The organism is Lewinellaceae bacterium, from assembly GCA_020636135.1.
Classification (GTDB): domain Bacteria; phylum Bacteroidota; class Bacteroidia; order Chitinophagales; family Saprospiraceae; genus JAGQXC01.
The window spans coordinates 178,853-203,683 of record JACJYK010000001.1 but is presented as its reverse complement, the minus strand read 5'-3'; the positions used below and the strand labels follow the sequence as shown (position 1 = coordinate 203,683).

The window sequence follows — 24,831 nt, the reverse complement described above, 5'->3', positions numbered from 1 at the left end:
ATGAGAAGTAACAGCATAAAAATATTGGTCTGCGGAATGGTGCTGATGGCAAGCTCCTGTACCAAGGTATTGGATAAGCCACCCATTGGCCGCCTGGATGCAGGGTCGTTCTTCAAAACGGCCGATGATGCCATCCAGGGCATCAATGCCGCCTATCAACCCCTCCTTTTTAACAGCGCCAACAACAATTTCTACTGGGCTTTTGGTATCCTGCCTACTTCTATAGCTGTCGTGGGCGGAGATGGGTCCCGTCCGGGGCTGGTGGAAATGGATTTCCTGAATTATACCCCCCGTACGCAGGAATTTAATGACTTCTGGAAACTCAACTACATCGGCATCACCCAGAGCAACCTGGTATTGGATCGTATCGAAAGCATCGATATGGATGCATCACTGAAGAACCGGATCAAAGGAGAAGCACTCTTCCTGCGCTCCTATTACCATTTCCTGCTGACCCAGGTATTTGGTGACGTACCTCTTCTCACCGAAATCAAAGATCCGGAAGATTTGCGCATACCCCGTGATGACAAGAAACTTATCTGGCAACAGATCGTCAAAGATTGTGATCAGGCCGCTCAGTGGCTTCCCGAAAGCTACCCCGCCAGCGCCACCGGCCGCGTCACCAGGGGCGCCGCATTAGGTCTGGCAGCCAAGGCAGATTTGTATTTGGAAGACTGGAATGGAGTCCTAAGCCACATTCAGCAATTGGATGCTTTGGGCATTTACGCATTGATGCCGGACTACGAGGATAACTTCCGGAAATTAACCCAAAATAACTCCGAATCCGTCTGGGAAATTCAGCACGATAACCTCGAATTGGGCGTCGGCAACTCCCTTAACCAGTGGTGGTGTTCTAAAAAAATCAGTGACGGATACGGATTCTGTGAAGTCACCCAGGAGTATGTCAATGAATTTGAACCCGGTGACCCGCGTCTTAAATTCACCGTAGCCATGACACGGGATGATTATTTCGGTGTCACCTATTTTCCCTCCTTTTCTTCGACGGGGTACAGTCCCCGGAAATACCTCCAGTCCGCTCAGGAAGTGACCCAAAAAGCGGATGGAGATATCAATTACACTGCAATCCGCTATGCAGAGGTATTGCTCTGGAAGGCTGAAGCCCATGCACAACTAAACCAATTACCGGAAGCTTTAGCCGCCCTTGAACAGGTCCGCGCCCGCGCCCGGGCACAGGCTGCCAATCCGGAAACGGCCCTGCCGCCTGTTACCGCAGGTACGCAGTCCGAGGTCATGCAGGCCATCCGCCACGAACGGCTGGTTGAACTGGGTTTTGAGATGCATCACTTCTTTGACCTGGTACGCTGGGGGCTGGCGTCCCAGGAAATTCCCGACTTTATCCCGGGCAAACACGAATATTTCCCCATACCCCAAACCGAGCTGGATCTGAACCCGATGTTGACCCAAAATCCCGGTTATTGATGAAGTTAAAAGGCCTCATAGCAGCTATTTTATTCTCCGGTTCGGTCAATGCCCAATCGGGTCAGATCGATATCCCGCGTATCGATCAAATGCCTAATCTGCCTACCCCCTTCAATGTCCGGGACTGGTACCAGGTGGCCAAAGATTACGATGGCTTTGTTTATAATCCTGATCTTACCGGCGACTATCTTCCATTGCTCTATAAAGAAACTTCCGGGCCCAATTATCCGGAACTGCCCGTTTTCGGGCTGCCCAGTTATGTAGGGAGCAATAACCCAAAAGGAGGTGAGGCCATCAATGTGCTTCCTTCCATCGTTGGAGCAACCCTGGCTGGCATCGACAAATCAAACCAGAACGGCAACAACTGGGTGCTGTGGAGTCAGAATTACTTCAACAAGACCAATGGCCAAAATATTTACCTTAATGCGCCCAAGACCTCCAGCGGAAACGACTGGTGGTATGATGTGATGCCCAATATCTACTTCTACCAGCTTTACGATCTTTACGGACCCATGGGACATGCGGATGAACAATTCACCGCTGTTGCAGATGCCTTTGCCGGATCTGCCCGCGCCCTGGGCGGCTCCGATACGCCCTGGCAGCCGGCTTTTTTCAACTACCGTGCATTTGACTTCGCCACCGGTACGCCCAATTCGGAGAGCGTCCCTGAACCTGAATCTGCCGGCACTTATGCCTGGCTCCTCTACCATGCGTATAAGGTAACAGGTGAAAAACGCTATCTGGAGGCTGCCGAATGGTGTATCGAATTTCTGGATCAATGGCCCAATAATCCATCCTACGAGTTGCAGTTGCCCTACGGGGCCTATACCGCAGCTAAGATGAACGCCGAGCTGCATACCCACTATGACCTCGAAAAAATGATCAACTGGATCTTTGACCGCGGCGCATTGCGCGGTTGGGGCACCATTGTAGGCCGCTGGAACGGATTTGACGTCTCCGGACTGATTGGAGAGGCCAATGACAATGGCAATGATTATGCATTTTTGATGAATGGCTTACATCAGGCTGCTGCCCTGGCTCCATTGGTTCGTTATGATAAACGCTATGCCCGGGCGATCGGCAAATGGATCCTGAACCTGGCCAATGCAACCCGGCTTTATTATCCTGGATTCTTGCCTGCCTCGCTCCAGGATGGGGCGGAGTGGAGTGCGCAGTATGACCCGATGAAAGTCGTCGGCCACGAAGCTTTGCGCGAAGTATGGAATGGTGCCAGTCCCTTCTCCACCGGTGATGCCGTAAGGGGAGGATGGGCAGCTACCAACCTGGCCTTATACGGGTCATCCTCCATCGGCTACCTGGGTGGCATCCTTGCTAAAACCAATGTCGATGGTATTCTACGTATCGATGTCCGCAAGACCGACTTCTATAGTGACGGTTATCCAATGTATCTCTATTTCAATCCTTATGATACACCTAAATCGGTAGTAGTCACGTTACCGGATACCTCAGTACGCGTATATGATCTCCTCCGTGAATCTTTTCTTTCGGAAGGCGCGGCCAGCTCGCTGGAAGTAACCATTCCGGCCGGTGAAGCAACCTTGGTTGCTCTCCTGCCTGCTTCCGGAACCATGGAGCAGGTAGAGAATCGAATGGTGCTGAATGACCTGGTCGTCGATTACCTGCCATCCAATGCACCACAACCTTTAGCACCACGTATCCAGGCGCTCGCTACATCGTCAACAACCGTTGAACTCGGCGATTCAGTGATCATTTATGGTAAAGCAACAGATCCGGATTTCGGAATATTGGAATACACCTGGCAGGCAGATCAGGGTGAACTGCTACCCCAGGACACGACAGCTGTCTGGGTAGCTCCACAGGATCCCGGTAATTACCGTATCCAGTGGATGGTTACCGATAACGATGGATTGACGGATACAGCATCCCTCGAAATAACGGTCGTCCCGGAGGTCAACCGCGCTCCCGTCATTCAAGCGATACAACCTGCTCAAAAGTATATAGGTCCTGGACAGGACCTCAACATTCTCTGTAAGGCATCGGACCCTAACGGTGATACATTATTGTTTACCTGGACTACAAATGCCGGAGCAATAGATGGTTCTGGGGATCAGATCATCTGGACCGCCCCCCCGGGTGAAGGCATTTATCAAATCCAGGTACAAGTGGATGATGGCCGTGGTGAAATGACCACGGCGTCGGTGGATATCCTGGTTAGAGATTTTGCTGAAGGGCCGGTGCCTTCTTTGTTGGCTTATTACCCCTTTACGGGAAACACCCAGGATGCCAGTGGCAATGGTTTTCATGGCGTACCTTCCGGGGCACGTCCCACCAATGACCGGCTTGGCCAGCCATCACAAGCCTTCCTTTTCGATGGTATAAACGATTTCATTCGCGTCCCGGATGATCAGCGACTGGAGTTTACGACTGCCATCACCTTAAGCTTTTGGTTTAAGGCTGACGCCGTTGGTGAAAAGGAGCGGTTCATCGTCTCACATGGCAGCTGGCAAAGCCGGTGGAAAGTATCGATCATACCGGAAGGCAAGATTCGCTGGACCATCCACGCCAGCGATGGACGCATTCGTGATCTCGATACACCAACCAGCTTTGTCACGGATTCATTTTACCAGGTTACCGCCACCTATGACGGAGCGTATATGATGCTCTACCTGAATGGTCATCTGGAGTCCTTTTTGCCTTTTACCGGAGACATCAACCCCACGAATCTGCCTATTCTGATGGGGCAGATGTTGCCGGACAATGCCAACTATAATTTTGAAGGTGTACTTGATGAGGTCAAACTTTGGGACACCGCGCTGGTACCCACACAGGTGATTGCATTGACAACCACGCACCGGTCCGATTACCAGGCTGCCATGGACCTGGCCATTTATCCGAATCCTTCCGCTACCTCCATCCGTGTCCGCATCCCTGAGGCATTCCTGGGAAAACCCTGCCGGATGCGGGGATACGACCTGATGGGCAGAATGGTCCTGGACCATCAATGGCAGCAAGCTTCAGTTGAAGAATCGGTATCCGTTGCCACCCTATCTCAGGGAATTTATTTACTGGAACTGGGAAATACCAGAATTCATTACCGAACAACCTTATTTAAAAAATGAAAATCCGAAGATCATTTGTATTCAACATAAAATTGATCCGTTTCGCATGCATTTCTCTAACCGAAAACATTGAGTTATGAAATTTATCAACCTCCTTGCCATTTTCCTGCTGTCATTTCTGGGTTTATCCAGTGGGATATATGGTCAAAACATTGTAGCTGCCTATCCATTCAGTGGATCAGCACAGGATGCCTCGGGCAATGGCAACGATGCCATGATCCGTGGTGCCATCCTGACTCAGGATCGCTTTGGTGTTGCCCGCCAGGCTTTTGCCTTTGATGGTAAGAGTGCGCTGGTAGCTCCTAATTCCGATCTTTTACAATCCGGTTACACCACCATCAGCTTCTGGGTGAAGGTCAATAGCCTGCCGGAACAAGGTGAAGTATTTCTGCTTTCCCACGGTGGATGGCAAGAGCGTTGGAAAATATCGCTTCCAGCCCACGGGAAACCCGTGTTTACCACCAATTCATCGGATGGAATTTCCGATATGGACTCGGGCGACGGTAATGAACTTATCCTGGGCGAGTGGCATCAGGTGGTGATGACCCATGACGGAGCCAATGATGTCATCTATCTGGATGGTGCCATGGCCAATACAAAAGCCGTCACCGGCACACTTAATGCCACCCAGTATCCACTGGGTATGGGCTTTGACCCGATCGGTGGCAGCCTGTACTTTGATGGCAGTCTGGACGAAGTCATGCTTTTTGACGCAGCCATGACTGCTGAGCAGGTAGCAGATCTCTATGCCCAGCAGAGCACGGCACCTACGTTTGAACCGGGTATGGTCGCCAATTATCCTTTTGACGGCAATGCACTTGACGCTACATCCTATGCCAACCATGGCCAGATGAACGCAACCACGCCAACCACCAACCGGTTTGGATTCGGATCGAAAGCATTAGCCTTCAATGGTACATCTTCCACCGTAACGGCGTCCAACAGCTCCGCTCTTAATGGCGGTACCACTACGGTGACATTCTGGGTAAAAGCCAACGCACTTCCCGAACAGGGTGAAGCTTACCTGATGTCTTTCGGTGGATGGCAGGAACGCTGGAAGATCTCCCTCCCGTCACATGGCAAGGCCGTGTGGACGACGAATGAGACATCCGGCATTTCCGATATGGATGCCGGTGACGGCCATGAACTCGTGCCGGGCGTGTGGACCCAGCTTGCCTTTGTTCACAACGGCAGCCAGGACCAAATCTATGTCAATGGTGCACTGGCCAACAGCAAAGATGTCACCGGGGATCTTAACCCGACGACCTACGATCTGGGCATCGGATACAATCCCATCGATGGCGGTAATTACTTCGATGGAGCGATTGACGATATCCAGATCTACAACTATGCATTAAGCGACACTGCTATCCAGGATCTGTATACAGCGATGTCCACCAACCCGGCTACCGATGCCGATCTGGTGGCTCAGTATAACTTCACCGGAAATACCGCCGATGGTTCGCAATATGCCAACGATCTGACCAATGACGGTGCTTCCCTGACTGCTGACCGCTTCAATTATGGAGGCCATGCCTATGCATTTGATGGTATTGGCTCCAGCATGACTGCGGCTAATTCTCCGGCACTGAATTCTCCCACCGCCACTGTAAGTTTCTGGGTCAATGTCACTGAGCTACCGGCACAGGGTGAAGCCTACCTGCTCTCCAATGGTGGCTGGCAGGAGCGCTGGAAAATATCGCTGCCTTCCCACGGCAAACCGGTATTCACAACCAACTATGAAAATGGTATCTCCGATATGGACGCCGGTGACGGCAATGCATTGGTCCCGGGAACATGGACCCATGTGGCCATGGTCCATGACGGTACCAAAGACCTGATCTACATGAACGGTACGCTGGCGAATGAAAAAGATGTCGCCGGCAACCTGAATGCTACGAAATATCCTTTCGGCGTAGGTTTCAATCCCATCGATGGCGGCAACTATTTCAATGGCGCGCTGGATGACATCCAACTGTTCAACCGGGCACTGACCGCAGAAGAAATTGCCGCTTTATATGGCATGCAGTCCGTTGAGCCGACCTATTCAGACACCCTCGTTGCTGATTACGGCTTCAATGGTTCCGGCAAAGATGCTTCCGTCTATGCCAATCCAGCCACCATCAGTGGGGCGCAGTTTGGAAAGGACCGGTTCAACCGTTCCAACCATTCCCTCGTTTTCGATGGTGCTTCCAGCGAAGTTACCGCTGCCAATTCACCGCAATTGAATTCCGACCTGGCCACCGTCAGTTTCTGGATCAATGCCAAGGCCCTCCCGGAACAGGGTGAAGCATTCCTGCTTAGTTTCGGCGGATGGCAGGAAAGATGGAAAATTTCATTGCCTGCACATGGCAAGCCGGTCTGGACGACCAATAACGAAAGTGGTATCTCCGACATGGATTCCGGTGACGGTAATGAACTCGTCCCTGGCAGCTGGTATCAGGTGGTCATGGTGCATGATGGCGCTAAGGACAAGATATTTATCAATGGTACCAAGGCCAATGAAAAAGATGTCACAGGCAATCTGAACACCACCACGTATCCTTTGGGTATCGGCTACAACCCGATCGATGGTGGGTCCTATTTCAATGGTTCCCTGGATGACATCCAGATTTACAGCATCGCTCTGACCGACGATGAGGTTGCCGCTTTATATGCAGCCCAGTCGGCAGCACCGGAAGTGACCGACTCTATTGCACCCTCAGCCCCGCTGGATCTGGTTGCAGGTGTGCAAAATACGACCGTTCTACTGACCTGGAGTCCTTCGACCGACAATGTAGGGGTGACTGGCTACAATGTATTCCGTGACAGTGTGAAAATGGGTACAGTGCCTTCACCCGGTATGACCCTGACGGATTTACCTCAGCTTACCACCTTCACTTTTGGTGTAACTGCCGTAGATGCTGCCGGAAATGAATCCGTGATGAGTACGGTCATTGCCACCACCGGACAGGAAGCAGCACCGGATACCATCGCTCCCTCCAAGCCAGGCAACCTGGCGGGTAATCCCGGAGCTCATTCCGTATTGCTTTCCTGGGAAACTTCTACTGACAACCGTGCCGTAGCAGGATACGTCGTATTTGTTGACGGGACCCTGGTGGACACCGTTGGCGCAAGTAAGACTTCTATCCTGGTCGGTGACCTGGATGCGGAAACACCTTATTTCTTTGAAGTATATGCTTTCGACCTGGCCGGCAATACCTCGGAGGTAGCTGAATTGACCGTGAGCACCACTGCTGAATTCGATACCGGAGAAGATGGTCTGGTAGCCTATTATCCTTTTGAAGGAAATGCCGATGATGCAACACCTTATGCCAATCATGGTGTGATCGGTGGTAACCCGACCTTCCAGACCGTTACCGACCGGTTGCGGGCAGGCGGGCAGGCGATCGTCTTTGACGGCGACCAGGATTCTGTTCTCGCTGCCAATGCCGTTCAGCTTTTATCCGACTATTCAACGGTAAGTTTCTGGATCCGCGTAGACGGTCAGAATTTTGCCGATGCGGAAGCTTACGTTTTGGATTTCGGCCATTGGGATCAACGCTGGAAAATTTCATTGCCACAACACCTGCGTATCGTCTGGACGACGAATAGCAAGAATGCCCAGTTTGATAATTCCATTTCAGACATGGACAGCAAGGACGGCAACGAACTGATCCTTGGCTACTGGTGGTTTGTGACCATGGTACATGATGGTACAGATGACATCATCTACATCGACGGTCAGGAAGTGAATCGCAAAGCAGCTGCAGGAACGCTGAACAGCACGGCACGTCCTTTTTGTATGGGCAGCAACCCCATCGAGGGTGGTCAATATTTCCAGGGCGCGCTGGATGAGGTAAAGCTTTACAATAAAGCTCTGACCGGTGAAGAAATTGCCAGCCTGTATGCTAATGGAACCACTTCGGTTCCAAGTTACAATGCGGTGCTGAACAAATACATCGAATTGGTGTATCCGAACCCGACAACCAGTTCATTGCAAATACGTCATCATTTCACGACCAATCAATCATTATTGGTCCGTGTATTTAATGCCCAGGGTATGGAAGTTTCATCCACCCGTACGCAGACCGGATACGGAAGTAACGATCTGACGGTTGATGCCTCGAAATTACCACAGGGTTCCTACTATGTGAACTTTGTCCTAGGTGGTAAAAACCTGGGATCACTGCGTTTTGTCAAACAATAAGTCATTCCATAGGGCATTCCGGCATTTCACAGCCGGAATGCCCATTTTTTCAATGCACCAGAAAATCACCGGTCACCATGATCCATAAACATCATGCGTCCAGGGTATCCGCCCTGGCCAATCGTTTGCCGGAAAACCCTATTCTGACTCCCAGCCAGGTTCGTCCCAGCCGGGAAGACATGGAGGTCGAATGCATCTTAAACCCGGGAGCGTTTCGATTTAAAGGTAAAACCTGGCTTTTAGTGCGGGTGGCGGAGCGGCCAAAACAGGAAACCGGCTGGATTTCTTTTCCGGTCCTCGAAGATTCTGAACATCTGATCGTCAAACGTTACCCCCGGGACCATCCGGACCTGGACCTTTCCGATCCGCGGATCATCCGGGTCGGATCCAGCTATTACCTTACGACCTTATCCCATCTCCGGCTATTCTGCTCATCAGATGGCATTCATTTTGCCGAACCGGATGACCGGCCATCGATCATTTTTCCCCATGGCGTCCATGAAACCTTTGGCATCGAAGATTGCCGGGTGACCACCATGGGCGATCAGTATTTGCTGACCTATACCGCGGTCTCAGAAAATGGGGTTGCGGTAGGATGTATGCGCACCACCGACTGGATTCATTTTGAGCGCCTGGGGTTGATTATGCCACCCCATAATAAGGATTGCGCCATTTTTGGTGAGCCTGTAAACGGATTATACCGCTGTCTGCACCGGCCTTCCGGTCTGGACCTTGGAGGCAACTTTATCTGGATCGCCGAATCACCGGATCTTATCCACTGGGGTGATCACCGCTGCATCGCACGGACACGGCCGGCACAGTGGGACTCCGCCCGCATTGGTGCGGGAGCTGCCCCGGTGAAGACCAGTGAAGGATGGCTGGAGATCTATCACGGAGCGGACAACCATCACCGGTATTGCCTGGGTGCCCTGCTATTGGATGGAGACCGACCACATCAGGTATTGGCACGATCCAGTCAACCCATCATGACCCCGGATATGGAGTACGAGCAAAAAGGTTTCTTTGGGAATGTGGTATTCACCAATGGTCACGTAACAGAAGGAGACCAGCTGTTTATGTACTATGGTGCTTCCGATACCGTAATTTGCGGGGCGAAATTTTCCATCCGGGAGATCCTGGACACATTAAAATAATCAAACGAAAAACAGATCAGATGCTGGCAAAAATCCGCACCGAGTGGACCTTCTTTTTAAGTCACCCTTTTTCCATGCGGGTTCTCCTGCTGACCAATTTATTGTATGCATTGGTGCTCCCCATCATAGAATTATTTATTGGAGCTTACATCATGCGCAATTCGCAGGATGTAGGACTGGTGGTACTCTTTCAACTAGCTCAATATACCGGGATCCCACTCACCTTCATGATCAACGGTTTGCTGCTCAAGCGTGTTCCGATCGCCCGGTTGTATTCCCTGGGCATGTTGCTTAGTGGCGTGTCAATGACAGCCATGATGACCCTGCGTGAACTGAATGCGGCGGGTATCTTCTTTGCCGGCCTTATCATGGGTCTGTCCTACGGCTTTTTTTGGGCAAACCGGGACTTCCTGGCACTGAACACCACCAAAGATCAAAGCCGGAATTATTATTACGGTGTGGAAACCTTCTTCTACACCATCGCCGCGATCGTCATTCCTTTCCTGGCCGGATCCTTCATTGCTGCCACCGATTCGTACGACTGGTTTCAGGGGAACGTCAATGTAGCTTATTACATTCTGACCGGTGTCGTATTCGCAATCACATTGATCGCTTCTGTACTGGTGCACCGCGGAGGATTTCAAAACCCGCCACGCAGTCGCTTTTTATATTTCAAATTTCATAAGCTTTGGTACAAAATGCTGGGTCTTGCTTCACTGAAAGGCATCGCCCAGGGATATATTGTTACGGCTCCCGTCATGCTGATCATGAAGCTGGTTGGTGAAGAGGGAGCGCTTGGCGTGATCCAATCCATAGCTGCTCTCCTTTCGGCATTATTACTCTATCTGCTGGGCAGGGTCACTAAACCAGAACACCGGATACCCATCTTTGCAAGCGGGTTGGCGCTGTTTGTTTTGGGTGCTCTAATCAATGCATCTCTTTTTTCAGCCCTCGGTGTACTGCTATTTGTATTATGCCTGTTGTTTGCCCGGCCACTACTGGATCTGGCTTATTTCCCGATCCAGCTGAAGGTGATCGATGTGCTGGCCAAATGGGAGAACCGTAATGAATTCACCTACATCTTCAACCATGAATTGGGACTATACATCGGTCGGCTTTTCGGATGTGGCCTGTTCATCCTGCTGGCCTGGTATGTCAGCGACACCATAGCGCTTCGTTATGCATTGCTGGTCATCGCACTTATCCAATTCACCTCGGTATTCGTGGCCCGCAATGTACTCCGGGACACTGCTAAACTGGAAGCTTTAACCCCTGACTCTAAACAAGATTAAACATGAATCGCAAACGCAACCATCTCCATAAACTGATCGCTTTGGTTGGCTTCGCCTACATCTGGGGATGTGAGGCACCGGGGCTTCTGGAATCCACTTTCAGTAAACCTGTTCAGCAAGTAGACCTGGACCGCGTGGCACAAATGCCCAATGCACCGGAACCATACCAATCAGAAGACTGGTATCAAAAGGCCCGGGATCTGGATGCCTACCTTTATGATACCACCACCAGCGGCCCATATCAACCATTTGTATGGACCGACCATGCCGAACGCAATTTTCCTGAAGTTGCCTACGGTATGTATACGGCAGTAGGAGACGTGCGCCAGGGGCCGGATAAAAATAACGGAGAAGCCCACGAAGCCATCTGCATGCTGGGCTCCATCAATGGTTCTACCCTGGTCGGGATCGACAAGTCAAACCAGGATGGCCGTAACTATGTATCGGCGACAAGAAATTATTTCAACCGTGCCAATGGTTGGAACATCATCATGAATTTTACCAACAAGTCGGCCCATGTGGGCGGCGGTTACGGCAATGATTTCTGGTATGATGTCTTCAACAATGTCCTCTTTTATGCCGTCGCGTACCATTATCCTGAAACTCCCGGTTTCAGCGACCTGCAGCGAACCATTGCCGATCAGTTTTACAAGGCGGACTCGGTCATGGGCAACAATTACAGCTACTCCTATTTCGACTTTGGCCAAATGCAACCCGGCACCAATCACATTCCACCTCAGGAGGATGCTGCGGCCGGTTTTGCTTACCTGCTTTACAACGCGTACATCAAATACGGGGACGAGCGGTATCTCGAAGCAGCCAAACATGCGCTTTCAGTCATCTACAGCCAGAAAGAAAGCCGGTTCTGGGAGATCCTGATGCCTTTCGGAGCTTACACGGCAGCGCGGATGAATGCCGAGGAAGGCATGGATTACGACCCGACCATTCTGCTCGACTGGACCTTTGACGGGACTGCCACCAACCGGGAAGGCTGGGGCGTCATCAGCGGACACTGGGGGAATTATGATGCCTACGGCCTGGTAGGTAGTACCATCGACCGGGGAGGTTATGGTTTCTTGATGAATACCTTCGATCTGGCCTGGCCACTGGTACCCCTGGTACGGTACGATCAGCGCTATGCCCATACCGTAGGTAAATGGCTGCTCAATGCTTCCAATGCCGCCCGGCTATGCTATGCCTATAACATTCCGGACTCTTTACAAGCAGTCCCGGATCATAAGGCCATTACGAAAAACCTGATCGGGTATGAAGGCCTGATCCATCATTCTACTTATCCGGGACTGGAAGGCAAAACCCCGATTGCCCAGGGTGATGGTCCGCTGTGGGCTCCGGGTAACCCACCCGAGACAATGTTTTCCATTTATGGTTCCAGTCATGTCGGTGTGTATGGCGCGATCATCCGGGCAACCAATGTAGAAAAGATCCTCCAGCTCAACTGTCTGGCCACTGACCTGTATCCCAAAGGCAAAGCTTATCCCACCTTCCTATACTACAACCCTTATGAGGAATCGAAGGAGATCACACTCGCAGTAGGAAGCCAGCCCGTCGATGTTTACGATGCGGTGAAAAGGAAAATAATCATCAGTCAGGCTACGGTATCCACTTCGGTAACCCTTGATCCGGATGCTGCCGCTGTACTGGTCCTGGTTCCTGCGGGCGCAAAGCTTAGCCAGGAAGGGCATCGGCTGTTGGCGGATGGTGTGGTGATCGACTACCGGTTTGGGGAATGAGGAGTGTGATAGGTGCTTCTTGTTTATTTATCAAATCCTTGATCTGGCGACTTTAACGTACCATATCACTGTTATTTTCCACTTTATAGCTAATTGGCAATGGATCAGGCCAAAATTTTTACGAAGTGGAAGATCCGCTATTTGCTGAATGGTTGCGAAAAATTTAAACCCAAAAACCAGCGAAAACATTACGCAATTTGCGTGATGGATTATTCCCTAGCCTAGGACTTATTACCCCTAAAGACACATGTGGTATTGAAGCCCAACGCACCCAGACTTACATTGACGGTCAGTTCCTTACCATTCAGACTACCATCACCGGAAAGTTCAAACAGGATCAGGTTCACGCTGGGTATCGTGAATTTACAGTCATCGGTGGTGAGATTATAATTGTTACCACCGCCATCAGTCATCACCAGGTCACTTCCAAGCTTTTTGATCTCATAGGTGGTGCTTTCATCATCGGCATTCTGGCAACTTTCCGTTCCAGAATAAACACCAATAAAATCGTCTTGGGTACACCCTTTACTGACGTTGTCTTTCTTACAGCTAACCCATGAAATGGCAAAGGCCAGCAGTGCGAAGAATACAATCTTTTGCATGTATTTTGTTTTGTTGGTTCAGAATATATTATTCGAATTTATAATATATTCAAGCTTCATGCCAGAATACCGGCACCAGGATCAACAATCTGATTACTACCTTTGTCTCCCTAGGATCAAGAAAGGTGAAAAGATACGTTCTGAACGAATTTCTTCGTGAAGCTTCCGGGCTCCCTCTACTCGATGTCCGGTCTCCCGCCGAATATGAAACGGGACATTTGCCGGGAGCAATTTCATTTCCCCTATTCTCCAACGAAGAGCGTGTAGAAATAGGCACTCTTTATAAACAGGAAGGAAAACCGGAAGCCATCAAGCGAGGTCTTGATATCATCGGCCCCAAAATGCGTCAGTTTATTGAAAAAGCGGAGGCTCTGGAATCAACCCAACTGGCATTGTACTGCTGGCGGGGGGGCATGCGATCCGAATCCATGGCCTGGCTGTTCGAGCGCTATGGCTTCGAAACGGTAGTCCTGGAGGGAGGATATAAAACGTATCGCCGCACGGTGATGCAGTTCTTTGAACAACAGCTGCCCATCGTGGTGCTGACGGGCTACACGGGCAGTCAAAAAACCAGATTGCTCCACCTGATGCGTGAATCCGGAGCCCAGGTGGTAGACCTCGAAGGCCTGGCCAACCACCAGGGATCCAGTTTTGGCAACCGAAAATCGACCGGCCAGCCGGCGACAGAGGACTTTCAGAACATGGTTTACGAAGCTTTCATCCCCATGGACCTCAACCGCCCGGTCTGGATCGAAGATGAAAGTAAACACATCGGTCTGGTCAGCCTTCCTGATGCACTGTACGATCAAAAAAGCAGCTGCCCCCATGTTTTTGTGGAGATCGATCCCTGGGAGCGGGTGGATTTCCTCGTAGAGGACTATGGAGGATTGAGCGCGGAGCAGCTGATATCGGCGACCCGTTCCATTCAACCCAAGCTGGGAAATGAAAAAGCTGCCAAAGCGATTGCCGCCATCGGGGAGGGAGATCTGAAGACCGCTGCCGGACTGATTCTGACGTATTACGACACCCGTTATCGCAAGTCCATCCAGCGAAAATCAACATTGATCCAGCAACATTACCGGATACCCATGGATGAAATCCCTAAATTGGCCAAAGAATTAGCACAATGGCACCCGAAATAGCAAATCTCCGTCTCACCGAATACAGCCACGGCGCCGGCTGTGGATGCAAATTATCACCCGGAGTACTTTCCGATATCCTGCAGACCAGCGATGCCGCCCCTGCTTTCACCAATCTCCTGGTCGGAAATGATACCAAGGATGATGCTGCCGTTGTAGATCTCGATGGAAGTACCGCCATCATCAGTACGACGGATTTTTTTATGCCCATAGTAGATGATCCGTTTGATTTTGGAGCCATCGCTGCAACCAATGCAATCAGTGATATTTATGCCATGGGAGGAACTCCTATCGTGGCCATTGCCATCCTTGGTTGGCCGATCGACAAGATCCCGGCCGCCGTTGCCGGAGAAGTGTTGCGGGGAGGGCGCAAAGTTTGCCATGATGCCGGTATAGCCCTGGCCGGAGGACATAGCATTGATGCTCCGGAACCCATCTTTGGCCTGGCCGTAACGGGCCGTGTGCCGGTCACTCAGGTCAAGAAAAACTGCACCGGCCAGCCTGGAGACCTTTTGTATCTCACCAAACCGCTTGGGATTGGCATGGTGACCACCGCCCAAAAGAAAAAGCTTGCCGAAGATCAGGATCTGGCCATCGCCAGGCAGTCCATGCTTACCCTCAACAAAATAGGCCAGTCCCTGGCCGGGCTGCCCTATGTTCATGCCATAACCGACGTCACCGGTTTCGGACTGGGAGGTCACCTGCTGGAGATCTGTGAAGGCAGCAACACCGGCGCACAGATACACCTCGACCGGATACCGGTATTTGACTTTGTCCCAAAATACATTGCACTCGGCTGCCTGCCGGGAGGGACCAATCGCAACTGGACTTCCTACGGTCATAAGATTGCGCTCAGGGATCCGGATACCTATAAGATTATTGCTGACCCACAGACCAGTGGCGGATTGCTGATTGCCGTGAATTCACAATACAAATCGGAATTTGAGTCTCTGCTCGCTGCCCAGGGATTGGTGGTGCAACCCATTGGTATGCTGACAACTCAACCACACGATCACCTCATTGAAGTCGATTGAACAGCGGCCTGCCCCTGCCTAAAATGTTCACTCTTTGAAATTTAGGGTACATTTTTGCATGATTTATAGGGGTCATTGCGTTATAAGAGCATCCTTTACCAAAATTGACTATGCAGGGCTTTACTTCCATATTGCTACCACGCCGCTTCGTGCCCCTGCTTCTCATAATGGTTATAAGTAACCTGGCTCCCGGCGATCCGGAAGACGACTGGAAGCTGACGCAGGAAAAAAACGGTGTTTCCATTTATTACCGTCCATCGAGGAAAGACCCCAAATTAAGGGAGATGAAAGTCAATGTCACCGTAAGTGGTGACCGGGAGGATGTGATCAATCATTTACGGGAAGAAAACTTAATAAAAAAATGGATGCAGGGATTGGAGTTCCAGCAAGTAAGCATCGTTGATTCTACGAGTTGGATAGCCATGCAGGGCTTTGAGTTTCCCTGGCCCATATCCAACAAAGTAAACCGAATGGAATACCGCCGGCAGGAAGCCGGAACCACCACCTACATTTTCCTTAAAAGCCTGCCCATGGTTAAATCCCTGCCTAAGGGTTATGAAGAAATGGACCCTACCGAAGGACAATGGGAAATCCATAAACTCAATAGCCGGCAGCTCGTCGTTATCTACAAAGTTCGTGCTCTCGTGGAAAGCCCCTACCCCCGCTGGGTTCAGGATCCCATCATCCAAAAGAGCTTTATAACTTCCTTCGACAAGCTGCGTTCGTCGATCCAATCCCTTGCCAATAACTGATGAAAAGCTCTATACCACGACTTCTATGAAGCAGTAGAAGACCTACCTTAACACGCCTGGTATCAGAGCACCAGATTGGCATCCAGCGTAATCGTACAATTCAGAAGCCGACTTACCGGACAGCCTGCCTTGGCAGATTGGGCATATTCCTGGAATTGTTCCGCCGAAAGTCCCGGAACTTTGCCTTCAAGCTTGAGATTTATAGAAACGATTGTCCAGCCCTGCTCAAGTTTTTCCATCGTCAGATTGGCTTTGGTTTCCAGGGATTCCGGCTCAAATCCGGCAGCAGTCAGTGCAAACGCCAGTGCCATACTGAAACATCCGGCATGCGCAGCAGCGATCAGTTCCTCGGGATTGGTACCTTCCTGTCCATCCTCATTCTGAAAACGTAATTTGGCTGAATAAGGGTGATTACTGAAGGCACCACTCATCGTGGTCAGTGTACCGCTTCCAGTCGGGCCGCCTCCATGCCATACGGCAGTTGCATTTCTTTTCATTCGTAAGTCGTTTGATGATTAAATGATCACAACAAGCAAACGGAAAATCTGCCTGGCGGTTCAGCAAGAAAGCATCTATTTATTGGAAACGGGCAGGTTGTGGTTATACTTCATTACATTCCCCTAGAAAAGTGAATGAACGTCATGATTTACGGCATGTTTGGAACGACGAACCTCAAGGTAAGTAAGGTTGGATTTGGCGCCTGGGCCATCGGCGGCAACGCTATGATCGGCACGACGGCGATCGGTTGGGGGCCGGCTGATGATCAGGTTTCCAGGCAATCCATTCATGCTGCCCTGGATGCAGGGATAAACTTTTTTGATACCGCTGACATCTATGGCCTGGGACATTCCGAAAAACTATTGGGCGAAACGCTTGCCGGTCAGCGCGATGTGCTCATCGCTTCCAAAGCGGGCAATTGTGCGGTGGATGGGGTGTTTTCCAGCAATTATTCCAAAAAATACCTGCTGGCGGCCTGTGATGCGAGTTTGATACGATTAAAGCGGGATGTCATCGATTATTACCAAATGCATTCCGCACGGCTGGAGCACCTGAATCAAATGGAATGCGTCGAGGCAATGGATCAGCTTAAACAGGCCGGCAAAATCCGATATTGGGGATTATCGCTTAACACCTTCGATCCGGAGCCGGAAGCAGCATGGCTGATGGACCGCAGGTTGGGTGAAGGCTTTCAACTGGTCCTGAATCTCCTGAATGGAAATTCTATTCCCCTGATGCGAAGAGCTGGCAAACTGGGTTATGGTATCATCGCGCGCATGCCCCTGCAATTTGGTTTGCTCAGCGGAAAAATGACCGCTGACCGAACCTTCGATCGCGATGATCACCGCCACAAGCGGCTGGACAGCGAATTACAGAAAGAAGTATTGGATTACCTGGATAATCATATCTGGCTATTGTGTGACAAGTACGAATGCAGTCCGCTGCAACTGGCTCTTTCCTACATCACCTCATTCCCCGAAGTGAGCACGGTAATTCCGGGAATGCGCACACCCGCTCAGGTAGCCGGGAATACAATGCCGCTCATTACGCTTGCATCTGCTGACCGGGATTACCTGGAGCAACTTTTTCACTCGGCACCGGGACAGGCCATCTGGCACGAATTAATCCGTCGGGGTTGATGGACCGGCATCACTGCATGGACTGCAGCCGGTCCGTGACATTCATCTGGGCCCGTGCCGTATGGTAAGGACTTTTCCAGATGTGAGCCTTATGCTGTGTTTGATTTTCGGGACTTTTGTCCAATCCGTAATTGTACCATCCTCCGTGTCGGTGATCGATCAGGTATTGGTCAATGTATTGCCATTGTTGTTTAAACAACTGCAAATATAGATGGGGATCACCTGGATATTCCTGAGCAAATATCAGCAGCGTATTCAGTGTTTCAGCCTGTGCCCACCAGTTTTTAGTATCCTTGACGATGGTTAGCGGGCCAGGGACCATTTCATAATAACCGGCGTCATACAGACCTCCGTTCTTCATATCAAAGCCATGGTCCAATGCATGGTCTGCCATCTTTTTCGTAACAATTTCCGTGCGCGAAGAGATCCCATGGCTCAGGGTTTCTTCCGCCTCACGCAACAGATAAGCCGTCTCAATATCGTGGCCAAACGAAACTTCATCCAGATAATAATGAGCCTGTCTTACGGCCAATGCGGAGTCACGGTAGCTTAGAGGTGTCCAGTCCTGACCGCAAAACAAGGTCAGGTAACCTTTATCCCCGGTAAGTGTATCGCGAACAATAACGATCATCTCCTGCAATCGTTTCCCAAGCAACGGGTCCGGCCAGACCTGATATAATTCTGTGAATGCTTCCAGTAAATGGATACTGCTGTTCTGGTCTTTGGGTGGAGTACCTGCAAAACCATCCGTCATGGGCATGCCTTCCCGGTTTAAAAACTGAAAGTACCCTCCGTACACCGGATCATGGCTGTGTGCTTCCAACCACAAAAAGCACCTTTGTGCCAATTCCAGTGCCTGGCTGTCCCGGCTGATGGCAAAATATGCAGACAACCCATAAATGCCGAATGCATTTCCGTAAGCCTGTTTCTGGTAATCCCCGGGTTGATCCAGAGGAATCGGATCTCCTTCACGCGTAACCAGATTGAAAAATCCGCCATATACCGAATCCCACATCTTTAATTTCAGAAAATCAAACCCATCCCGCGCAATGTCGCGGTACCGGATCTGGGCAGGATATCTGGCAAAAGCTTTGGATGAGGTCCATACTTGTCGTGCCTGGCTCACGATCATTTTATTCTGTGGACCGTCAGGTTTCCATTCAGCGTCAAAATCACTCAAAAAACCACCATATAACGTATCCACGGTGCGAGGATACCAGGCGCCAAGGATCTCTTTTTCCAGGACATCGCTGATGTGCTGTCGCAGGGAGTCCAATCCTTCTGTTTCCGGTACTTCTCCTGGGGAAGGATGACAGCTCATGGTCATCCACAGGCTTATACAGGCGATATATGGTCCCAGCCGGCTCATACTACAATATAACAACTTGTCGCTGAACTATGTACTGGCCTATTCATCAATCATTCCGCATTCCCGATTCCGGATGATCTTCATCCTCCGGAGACGATAATCTCAGAAATAAGTTGGAAAGGAGTCACAAAACCTGGAATATTGCCGTTGAATTAGCAAGCACAAGTTTTGCCTGAAAATTTTAAACACACACCATGAATCGTTTTCCCTGGTACATCGCACTGATATTTGGAATTTTGCTCCTGTCCCATTGTAAAAAAGATAATGCCCGTCCTGAAATTCCACAGGAAACCATTGACGGGTTAACGTTAAAGCTTGTTGCCAGTGATAACAGTGATTCAACCCTTTTATCCTTTTCCGACCCTGATGGTGACGGTGGTATGGATCCGGTGATCACCGGTGGCTCCATTAAGGTAAGTACCGTCTATATCGGTATTGTAAGTTTTTTTAATGGCACCACGGATGTGACCGAATCGATCCGCGAGACGGCAGAAGACCATCAGATCTTCTTTTCAGCATCTTCTCAATTGGGGCTGATCTTTACCTACGAAGATCAGGATGGTGATGGCAGGCCGGTCGGAATTCTATCCTCCTGGACCTCGTATTCCAAAGGTTCCGGATTACTGAGGGTATCCCTGATCCATCAGCCGGATAAGGCCGCTCAGGGAGTCGCTCAGGGAAACCTGAACACTGCAGGAGGTAAAACCGATATAGAGGTCGATTTCCCCATCACGATTAAATAGCGTGATTTCAAGTCAATGGATATGGAAGCTCTGGTGAGAACCAGGGTCTAGTCAATTATTCATTCCACCGTTTATTGAGCAATTGAACCGGGATGTAGAACATTTCGACATGTACTGCTTTTTCGGATAGACGACCCAAACAAGTGGCACAAACCCAGGAGTTGTTCATTGGTCACACATGAATTATATTCGCCTTAAATAGTCCGGCAAACTCCAAAGATTTGAAATTCATGAAGTTAACGATTCTGTCCCTTGCCTTTTATTGGATAATGACGCCCATCCTGCATGCGGATGATGGCTACCGGTTGTGGCTAAAATACGATAAGATCAACAATGAATCCCTGGTGGCAGCGTACCGGCAGCAAATCCAGTCCATATGGATTGTTGGAGGATCCCCAACCGGACAGGTGATCCGGGAAGAACTGGAAATGGCGCTAAAAGGGCTATTGGATCAGCCGGTAACCTGGCGCAATGAAATTGCAAACAATCAGCTTATCATCGCCACCAAAAACAATGCATCCTGGCCGGATAACCATGGCCTGCAGTCAGCGATCGAAGGTTTATCCGAACAGGGGTTTCTGATACGCCGGGAGACACTGGATGGAAAATCCGTCACCCTCATTATGGGCAATGATCCTGCCGGCACCTTGTATGGAGTCTTCCATTTTCTGCGATTGATGCAAATGCAGCAGTCCATCCGGGAACTTGACATCAGAGACCATCCCCGCCTGAACATCCGTATGCTTGATCACTGGGACAACCTGGACCGGTCCGTAGAACGCGGCTACGCAGGATTCTCCATTTGGGACTGGCACCGGTTACCCGATTACATCGACCCACGGTACCGGGATTATGCACGAGCCAATGCCTCCATTGGAATAAATGCTGTCGCACTAACCAATGTGAATGCCAATCATCTGATCCTCAGACCTGATTACCTGGACAAGGTGAAAGCCCTGGCAACTATTTTCAGGCCATACGGTATCAAAGTCTATCTGACAGCCCGGTTTAGCGCACCCGTAGAATTGGGTATGCTGGAGACGGCGGATCCGCTGGACCCTCAGGTCCGGCAGTGGTGGAAAGATAAAGTGGCTGAGATCTATGCCAGGATCCCGGACTTTGGCGGTTTCCTTGTCAAAGCCAATTCGGAAGGACAGCCAGGGCCCCAGAATTACCATCGCAACCATGCTGAAGGGGCCAATGTATTGGCAGATGCATTGGCTCCTCACGGAGGCATTGTTCTCTGGCGGGCCTTCGTCTACAGTGATGAGACACCGGAGGACCGGGCAAAGCAGGCGTATCAGGAATTTGTTCCGCTGGATGGATCCTTCCGTCCCAATGTAATGATCCAGGTCAAAAATGGCCCGATTGATTTTCAACCCCGTGAACCATTCCATCCATTGTTCGGCGCCATGGCTCATACACCCCTGATGATGGAATTTCAGATCACACAGGAATACCTGGGCCAGGGCACCCACCTGGTCTACCTGGGTCCGATGTGGCAAGAGGTATTACTGGCCGATACCTATACTAAAGGTCCCGGTACACCCGTCTTTCAAACCCTTATGGACAGCTCTGACCCCAGGCTAACAGGTATGGCTGGTGTGGCTAATATCGGTACGGACCGGAACTGGACCGGACACCTGTTCGGGCAGGCTAACTGGTATGCATTTGGCCGGTTGTGCTGGAATCCTCAACGGTCTTCCGGCGACATTGCCGAGGAGTGGATCCGCCAGACATTCTCTAATCAGCCCCGGGTGGTCACCACCATCCATGATATCATGATGGCATCGAGGGAGTACTGCGTGGACTACATGACACCCCTGGGACTGGCCCACCTGATGGCTACCGGGCACCATTACGGACCAGGGCCCTGGATTAACGATCTGTCACGGGCGGACTGGAATCCCACGTACTATCACCGCGCGGACTCAGCCGGAGTGGGATTTGACCGGACACCTGCCGGAAGCAATGCGCTCGAGCAATATGCCGAACCCATTCAACAGTGGTATGGATCACGGGAATCCTGTCCGGACAGCTTCCTGTTATGGTTTCATCATGTGGGCTGGCAGGACCACGTGCATTCAGGTCAGACCGTATGGGAAGCCTTGTGCGCTAAATACGATGCCGGAGTGGCGGGTGTCAAATCCATGACCGAAAAATGGATGGGTTTACATGATGCCATCGATGAAGAGACTTTTGAGCAGGTACGTATGATGCTTACCATCCAACGCAAGGAATCCGTATGGTGGCGGGATGCTTCGCTCAGTTACTGGCAATCGGTGAATGGCCTTGAATTGCCGGCCGGAATAGCACCACCTGAACATGACCTGAATTATTACAAATCGTTGTCATTCCCATATGCGCCGGGTATCAAGCCGCGGTGGTAAAGCATGCATCGAAAGACAGGAATATAAAAGCGAATCCTAAATCTCTCCGCTCTGCGTTGGCTTCACTTGCCTTAGCCAATAATTAGCCAGGATAATGCCAATACCGAGCGGCAATAATCCACTGGACACAAATAGCCATTCGTAAAAATGAGGCATGAATCCCCAGGCCGCCCACTGCATGATCCCCTGGCCAAACAACAGCAGCTCGGTGGACAGGATGCCTCCGATAAAAATTCCCAGGCCCCACCGCAGACTCCAGTGTCCGCTGTCCAACCATTCACGCTGCGTAGCATATGCCAACAAAAAAAGGGACATAAAGGCCAGAAAGATCAAATGGAGAAATCCGATCACAAAATTCCGTATGGTATAGGCCACCTTGGCAATGACCGGCACGATGACGGCTGTTTGAATTACGATCTTTAGAAACAGGGCCAGAAAGATCAGGATCAAAAGCAGATAAGTGACCTTGCTGAGCTGCTGTTTCCATGCAGGCATTCCGCGCCGGAACCATCGTACTAAAAAATACAGGGCTACCAATTGTAATAACACCCCCAGACTGTTGATCCAGAATATCCAGGGCTTGGGACTAGCCCATGTAATGGCCAGGGCAAAAGTGAGCAAGCAGGACAAAACCAACCAGATCCAGGCTTTTCCCAGTAGTTCTGGGATGGAATACGGTAACCAGCGGACAACGATGGCCAGTACCGCAAAAGTGAACCAGCCATTGATCATATAATGCAGGTAAAACTGGACACTTTCATAATAAAGTGCCGACTTACCCCCGCCAAACACCATGATACAGGCCACCATCCAAATACCTAACAAAGCAATGAACTGGAATATCAGCGCGCCATAAGCCCATACAAGTTCCTTAGGTCTGAATTTTGTCCGGATATCACGGTAAAACCGGTAGATAAACGCATACGAAAGCAGGCCCTGCAGGGTCGTTCCTGCAATCGATACCGGCCCGTACCCCTGCATCAGAAATCCAGTCAGCATGATTACAATGGAGGATTGATGCAAGGCTATCAGGGTCAGATAAAATCGTCTGGATAATGCCTCCTCTCCAAGATAAACCAGCACCAAAAGAACGAGGATCGTCTGACTTACCCATCCAAGCATCACCACATGGGAATGCGCAAGTAAAACCTGACGGTAGGGAGGCATCCAGGTGAGTTCTCCTACAAAAGCGTACCGCATGAGCAACCCCAGGAGGGCAGCCATGAAAAAATTTATAAGGGCGAATCCAAACCAGGTTCTTGCCTTCATGTGAAGCATTTCAGATTGGTCGATAACGCGGGGATTAATTCCCCACCGTCTGACCATCGTTGGAATAGAAAAACTCCAGCACGCTCCGGGCATCGTCCTTACTCAGGTTTTGGTTGGGCATGCGTACCAGGCATTCCTTCAGCAATTCCCGCGCGGTAGGATCTTTTTCCAACATCACATCCGCATTCATGGCCATGTTCATAATCCATTCCGGTGTGCGGCGTTCGGTAACCCCCTTAAATCCGGGACCTACCACCCGCTGATCGGTGAGCTTGTGGCAAGCCGAACATTTCAGGTCGTAAATGGCCTGTCCATTGGCAACCATCGATTTGTCCAGGGGATTGTTAAGGTCTACATGGGTGATTTCACCTATTCCTTTATTGTCATCCGATGGTTGTTCGGGAGTGGAAGCTGCCGTCGACTGATGCGGTGTCGTATTTTCCGGCTCTGATCCTGAGGAGCAACGGATGAATGCAAGTGCCAGGATCAACAGGATGACTGTGTTCTTCATGTTACGAGGATTTTGATCGTTAAATTTTTATTTCTTCATTTTCAAGTTGTTCCGATATTTTACCAATCGTCTGATTCCGTAAATGGAAATGAATTCCTTCCCTGAAGGTGAACGACTGGAAATGCAGCGGGCAGGGATGCTCGGAGGAACATTGAGGCAGCCCCAGGATGCACGCCTTGAACACATCCGGTCCATCGATGCACTCAACTATTTGTGCCAGGTTGCCGGCTTTATTGGCATCGGTCAGGTAAAAACCACCGTTGGGCCCCTTTATCGATGAGATCAGCTGACTGCGTACCAGCTGCTGCAGGATTTTAGTCAGGAAATGCTGTGGCACATTTAACAGGTGAGCCAGGTCCTCTACACGCATTTTTTCATTTGCGGAAGTGTGTGCCGCCAGATAAAGCACGGCACGGATTGCATATTGACAAGTTTTCGAAAACATGATTTATTTTTTC

General features: G+C 50.5%; 18 protein-coding genes. 12 read left to right on the top strand and 6 right to left on the bottom strand.

From position 1 onward, the window contains the following. From H6570_00825 to H6570_00800, 6 genes are all read left to right on the top strand, one after another. The gene (locus H6570_00825) at positions 1-1,440 is read left to right on the top strand and encodes a RagB/SusD family nutrient uptake outer membrane protein (GenBank protein ID MCB9317796.1); all 1,440 of its coding nucleotides are present in this window, start codon (positions 1-3) and stop codon (positions 1,438-1,440) included. Next, positions 1,440-4,541 (top strand): T9SS type A sorting domain-containing protein, encoded by a 3,102-nt coding sequence (locus tag H6570_00820; protein ID MCB9317795.1) that lies wholly within the window; start codon positions 1,440-1,442, stop codon positions 4,539-4,541. Before H6570_00825 ends, H6570_00820 begins: the two co-directional genes overlap by 1 nt. 76 nt (positions 4,542-4,617) lie before the next feature. Next, positions 4,618-8,730, top strand: coding sequence for a T9SS type A sorting domain-containing protein (locus H6570_00815; protein ID MCB9317794.1), 4,113 nt, complete (start codon positions 4,618-4,620; stop codon positions 8,728-8,730). A gap of 77 nt (positions 8,731-8,807) precedes the next feature. Beyond that, positions 8,808-9,884, top strand: a complete 1,077-nt coding sequence (locus H6570_00810) for a glycosidase (protein MCB9317793.1) — start codon at positions 8,808-8,810, stop codon at positions 9,882-9,884. A 23-nt stretch (positions 9,885-9,907) separates the two neighbouring features. Continuing rightward, a complete protein-coding gene (locus H6570_00805) occupies positions 9,908-11,176 on the top strand; it encodes an MFS transporter (protein ID MCB9317792.1) in 1,269 nt (422 codons plus the stop codon). A gap of 143 nt (positions 11,177-11,319) precedes the next feature. Continuing rightward, the gene (locus H6570_00800; protein MCB9317791.1) at positions 11,320-12,927 is read left to right on the top strand and encodes a hypothetical protein; all 1,608 of its coding nucleotides are present in this window, start codon (positions 11,320-11,322) and stop codon (positions 12,925-12,927) included. Positions 12,928-13,148: 221 nt separating this feature from the next. Here H6570_00800 and H6570_00795 read toward each other — a convergent pair whose 3' ends face one another. Next, on the bottom strand, positions 13,149-13,529 hold the full coding sequence (locus H6570_00795; GenBank protein MCB9317790.1) for a hypothetical protein: 381 nt from the start codon (positions 13,527-13,529) through the stop codon (positions 13,149-13,151). Between the two features lie 125 nt (positions 13,530-13,654). Here H6570_00795 and mnmH point away from each other — a divergent pair, with 125 nt between their 5' ends. The 3 genes from mnmH to H6570_00780 all read left to right on the top strand — a co-directional run bounded on the left by mnmH (position 13,655) and on the right by H6570_00780 (position 16,454). After that, a complete protein-coding gene (gene mnmH, locus H6570_00790) occupies positions 13,655-14,671 on the top strand; it encodes a tRNA 2-selenouridine(34) synthase MnmH (GenBank protein ID MCB9317789.1) in 1,017 nt (338 codons plus the stop codon). Further along, positions 14,668-15,702, top strand: coding sequence for a selenide, water dikinase SelD (selD, locus tag H6570_00785; GenBank protein ID MCB9317788.1), 1,035 nt, complete (start codon positions 14,668-14,670; stop codon positions 15,700-15,702). The genes mnmH and selD overlap by 4 nt, the downstream gene beginning before the upstream one ends. Before the next feature lie 110 nt (positions 15,703-15,812). After that, positions 15,813-16,454 (top strand): hypothetical protein, encoded by a 642-nt coding sequence (locus H6570_00780; GenBank protein MCB9317787.1) that lies wholly within the window; start codon positions 15,813-15,815, stop codon positions 16,452-16,454. 62 nt (positions 16,455-16,516) lie between these two features. On the opposite strand, the gene H6570_00775 is transcribed toward H6570_00780, so the two are convergent. Continuing rightward, on the bottom strand, positions 16,517-16,951 hold the full coding sequence (locus H6570_00775; GenBank protein ID MCB9317786.1) for an OsmC family protein: 435 nt from the start codon (positions 16,949-16,951) through the stop codon (positions 16,517-16,519). A gap of 144 nt (positions 16,952-17,095) precedes the next feature. Between H6570_00775 and H6570_00770 the strand changes: the two genes are divergently transcribed. Further along, complete coding sequence (locus H6570_00770) at positions 17,096-18,091, top strand: aldo/keto reductase (GenBank protein MCB9317785.1); 996 nt, start codon at positions 17,096-17,098, stop codon at positions 18,089-18,091. Positions 18,092-18,101: 10 nt separating this feature from the next. Here H6570_00770 and H6570_00765 read toward each other — a convergent pair whose 3' ends face one another. Continuing rightward, the gene (locus H6570_00765; GenBank protein ID MCB9317784.1) at positions 18,102-19,460 is read right to left on the bottom strand and encodes an AGE family epimerase/isomerase; all 1,359 of its coding nucleotides are present in this window, start codon (positions 19,458-19,460) and stop codon (positions 18,102-18,104) included. Positions 19,461-19,654: 194 nt separating this feature from the next. Between H6570_00765 and H6570_00760 the strand changes: the two genes are divergently transcribed. Together H6570_00760 and H6570_00755 are read left to right on the top strand one after the other, a co-directional pair. After that, positions 19,655-20,203 (top strand): type 1 periplasmic binding fold superfamily protein, encoded by a 549-nt coding sequence (locus H6570_00760; protein ID MCB9317783.1) that lies wholly within the window; start codon positions 19,655-19,657, stop codon positions 20,201-20,203. A 230-nt stretch (positions 20,204-20,433) separates the two neighbouring features. Next, positions 20,434-22,593, top strand: coding sequence for an alpha-glucuronidase (locus H6570_00755; GenBank protein ID MCB9317782.1), 2,160 nt, complete (start codon positions 20,434-20,436; stop codon positions 22,591-22,593). Between the two features lie 36 nt (positions 22,594-22,629). Here H6570_00755 and H6570_00750 read toward each other — a convergent pair whose 3' ends face one another. From H6570_00750 to H6570_00740, 3 genes are read right to left on the bottom strand one after another with little or no spacing between them, the layout of a single operon-like run. After that, the gene (locus H6570_00750) at positions 22,630-23,862 is read right to left on the bottom strand and encodes a hypothetical protein (protein ID MCB9317781.1); all 1,233 of its coding nucleotides are present in this window, start codon (positions 23,860-23,862) and stop codon (positions 22,630-22,632) included. A 34-nt stretch (positions 23,863-23,896) separates the two neighbouring features. Further along, entirely contained in the window at positions 23,897-24,373 is a 477-nt protein-coding gene (locus H6570_00745) for a c-type cytochrome (protein MCB9317780.1), read from the bottom strand. A 19-nt stretch (positions 24,374-24,392) separates the two neighbouring features. Beyond that, entirely contained in the window at positions 24,393-24,818 is a 426-nt protein-coding gene (locus H6570_00740) for an Rrf2 family transcriptional regulator (GenBank protein MCB9317779.1), read from the bottom strand. Between the last annotated feature and the right edge of the window lie 13 nt (positions 24,819-24,831).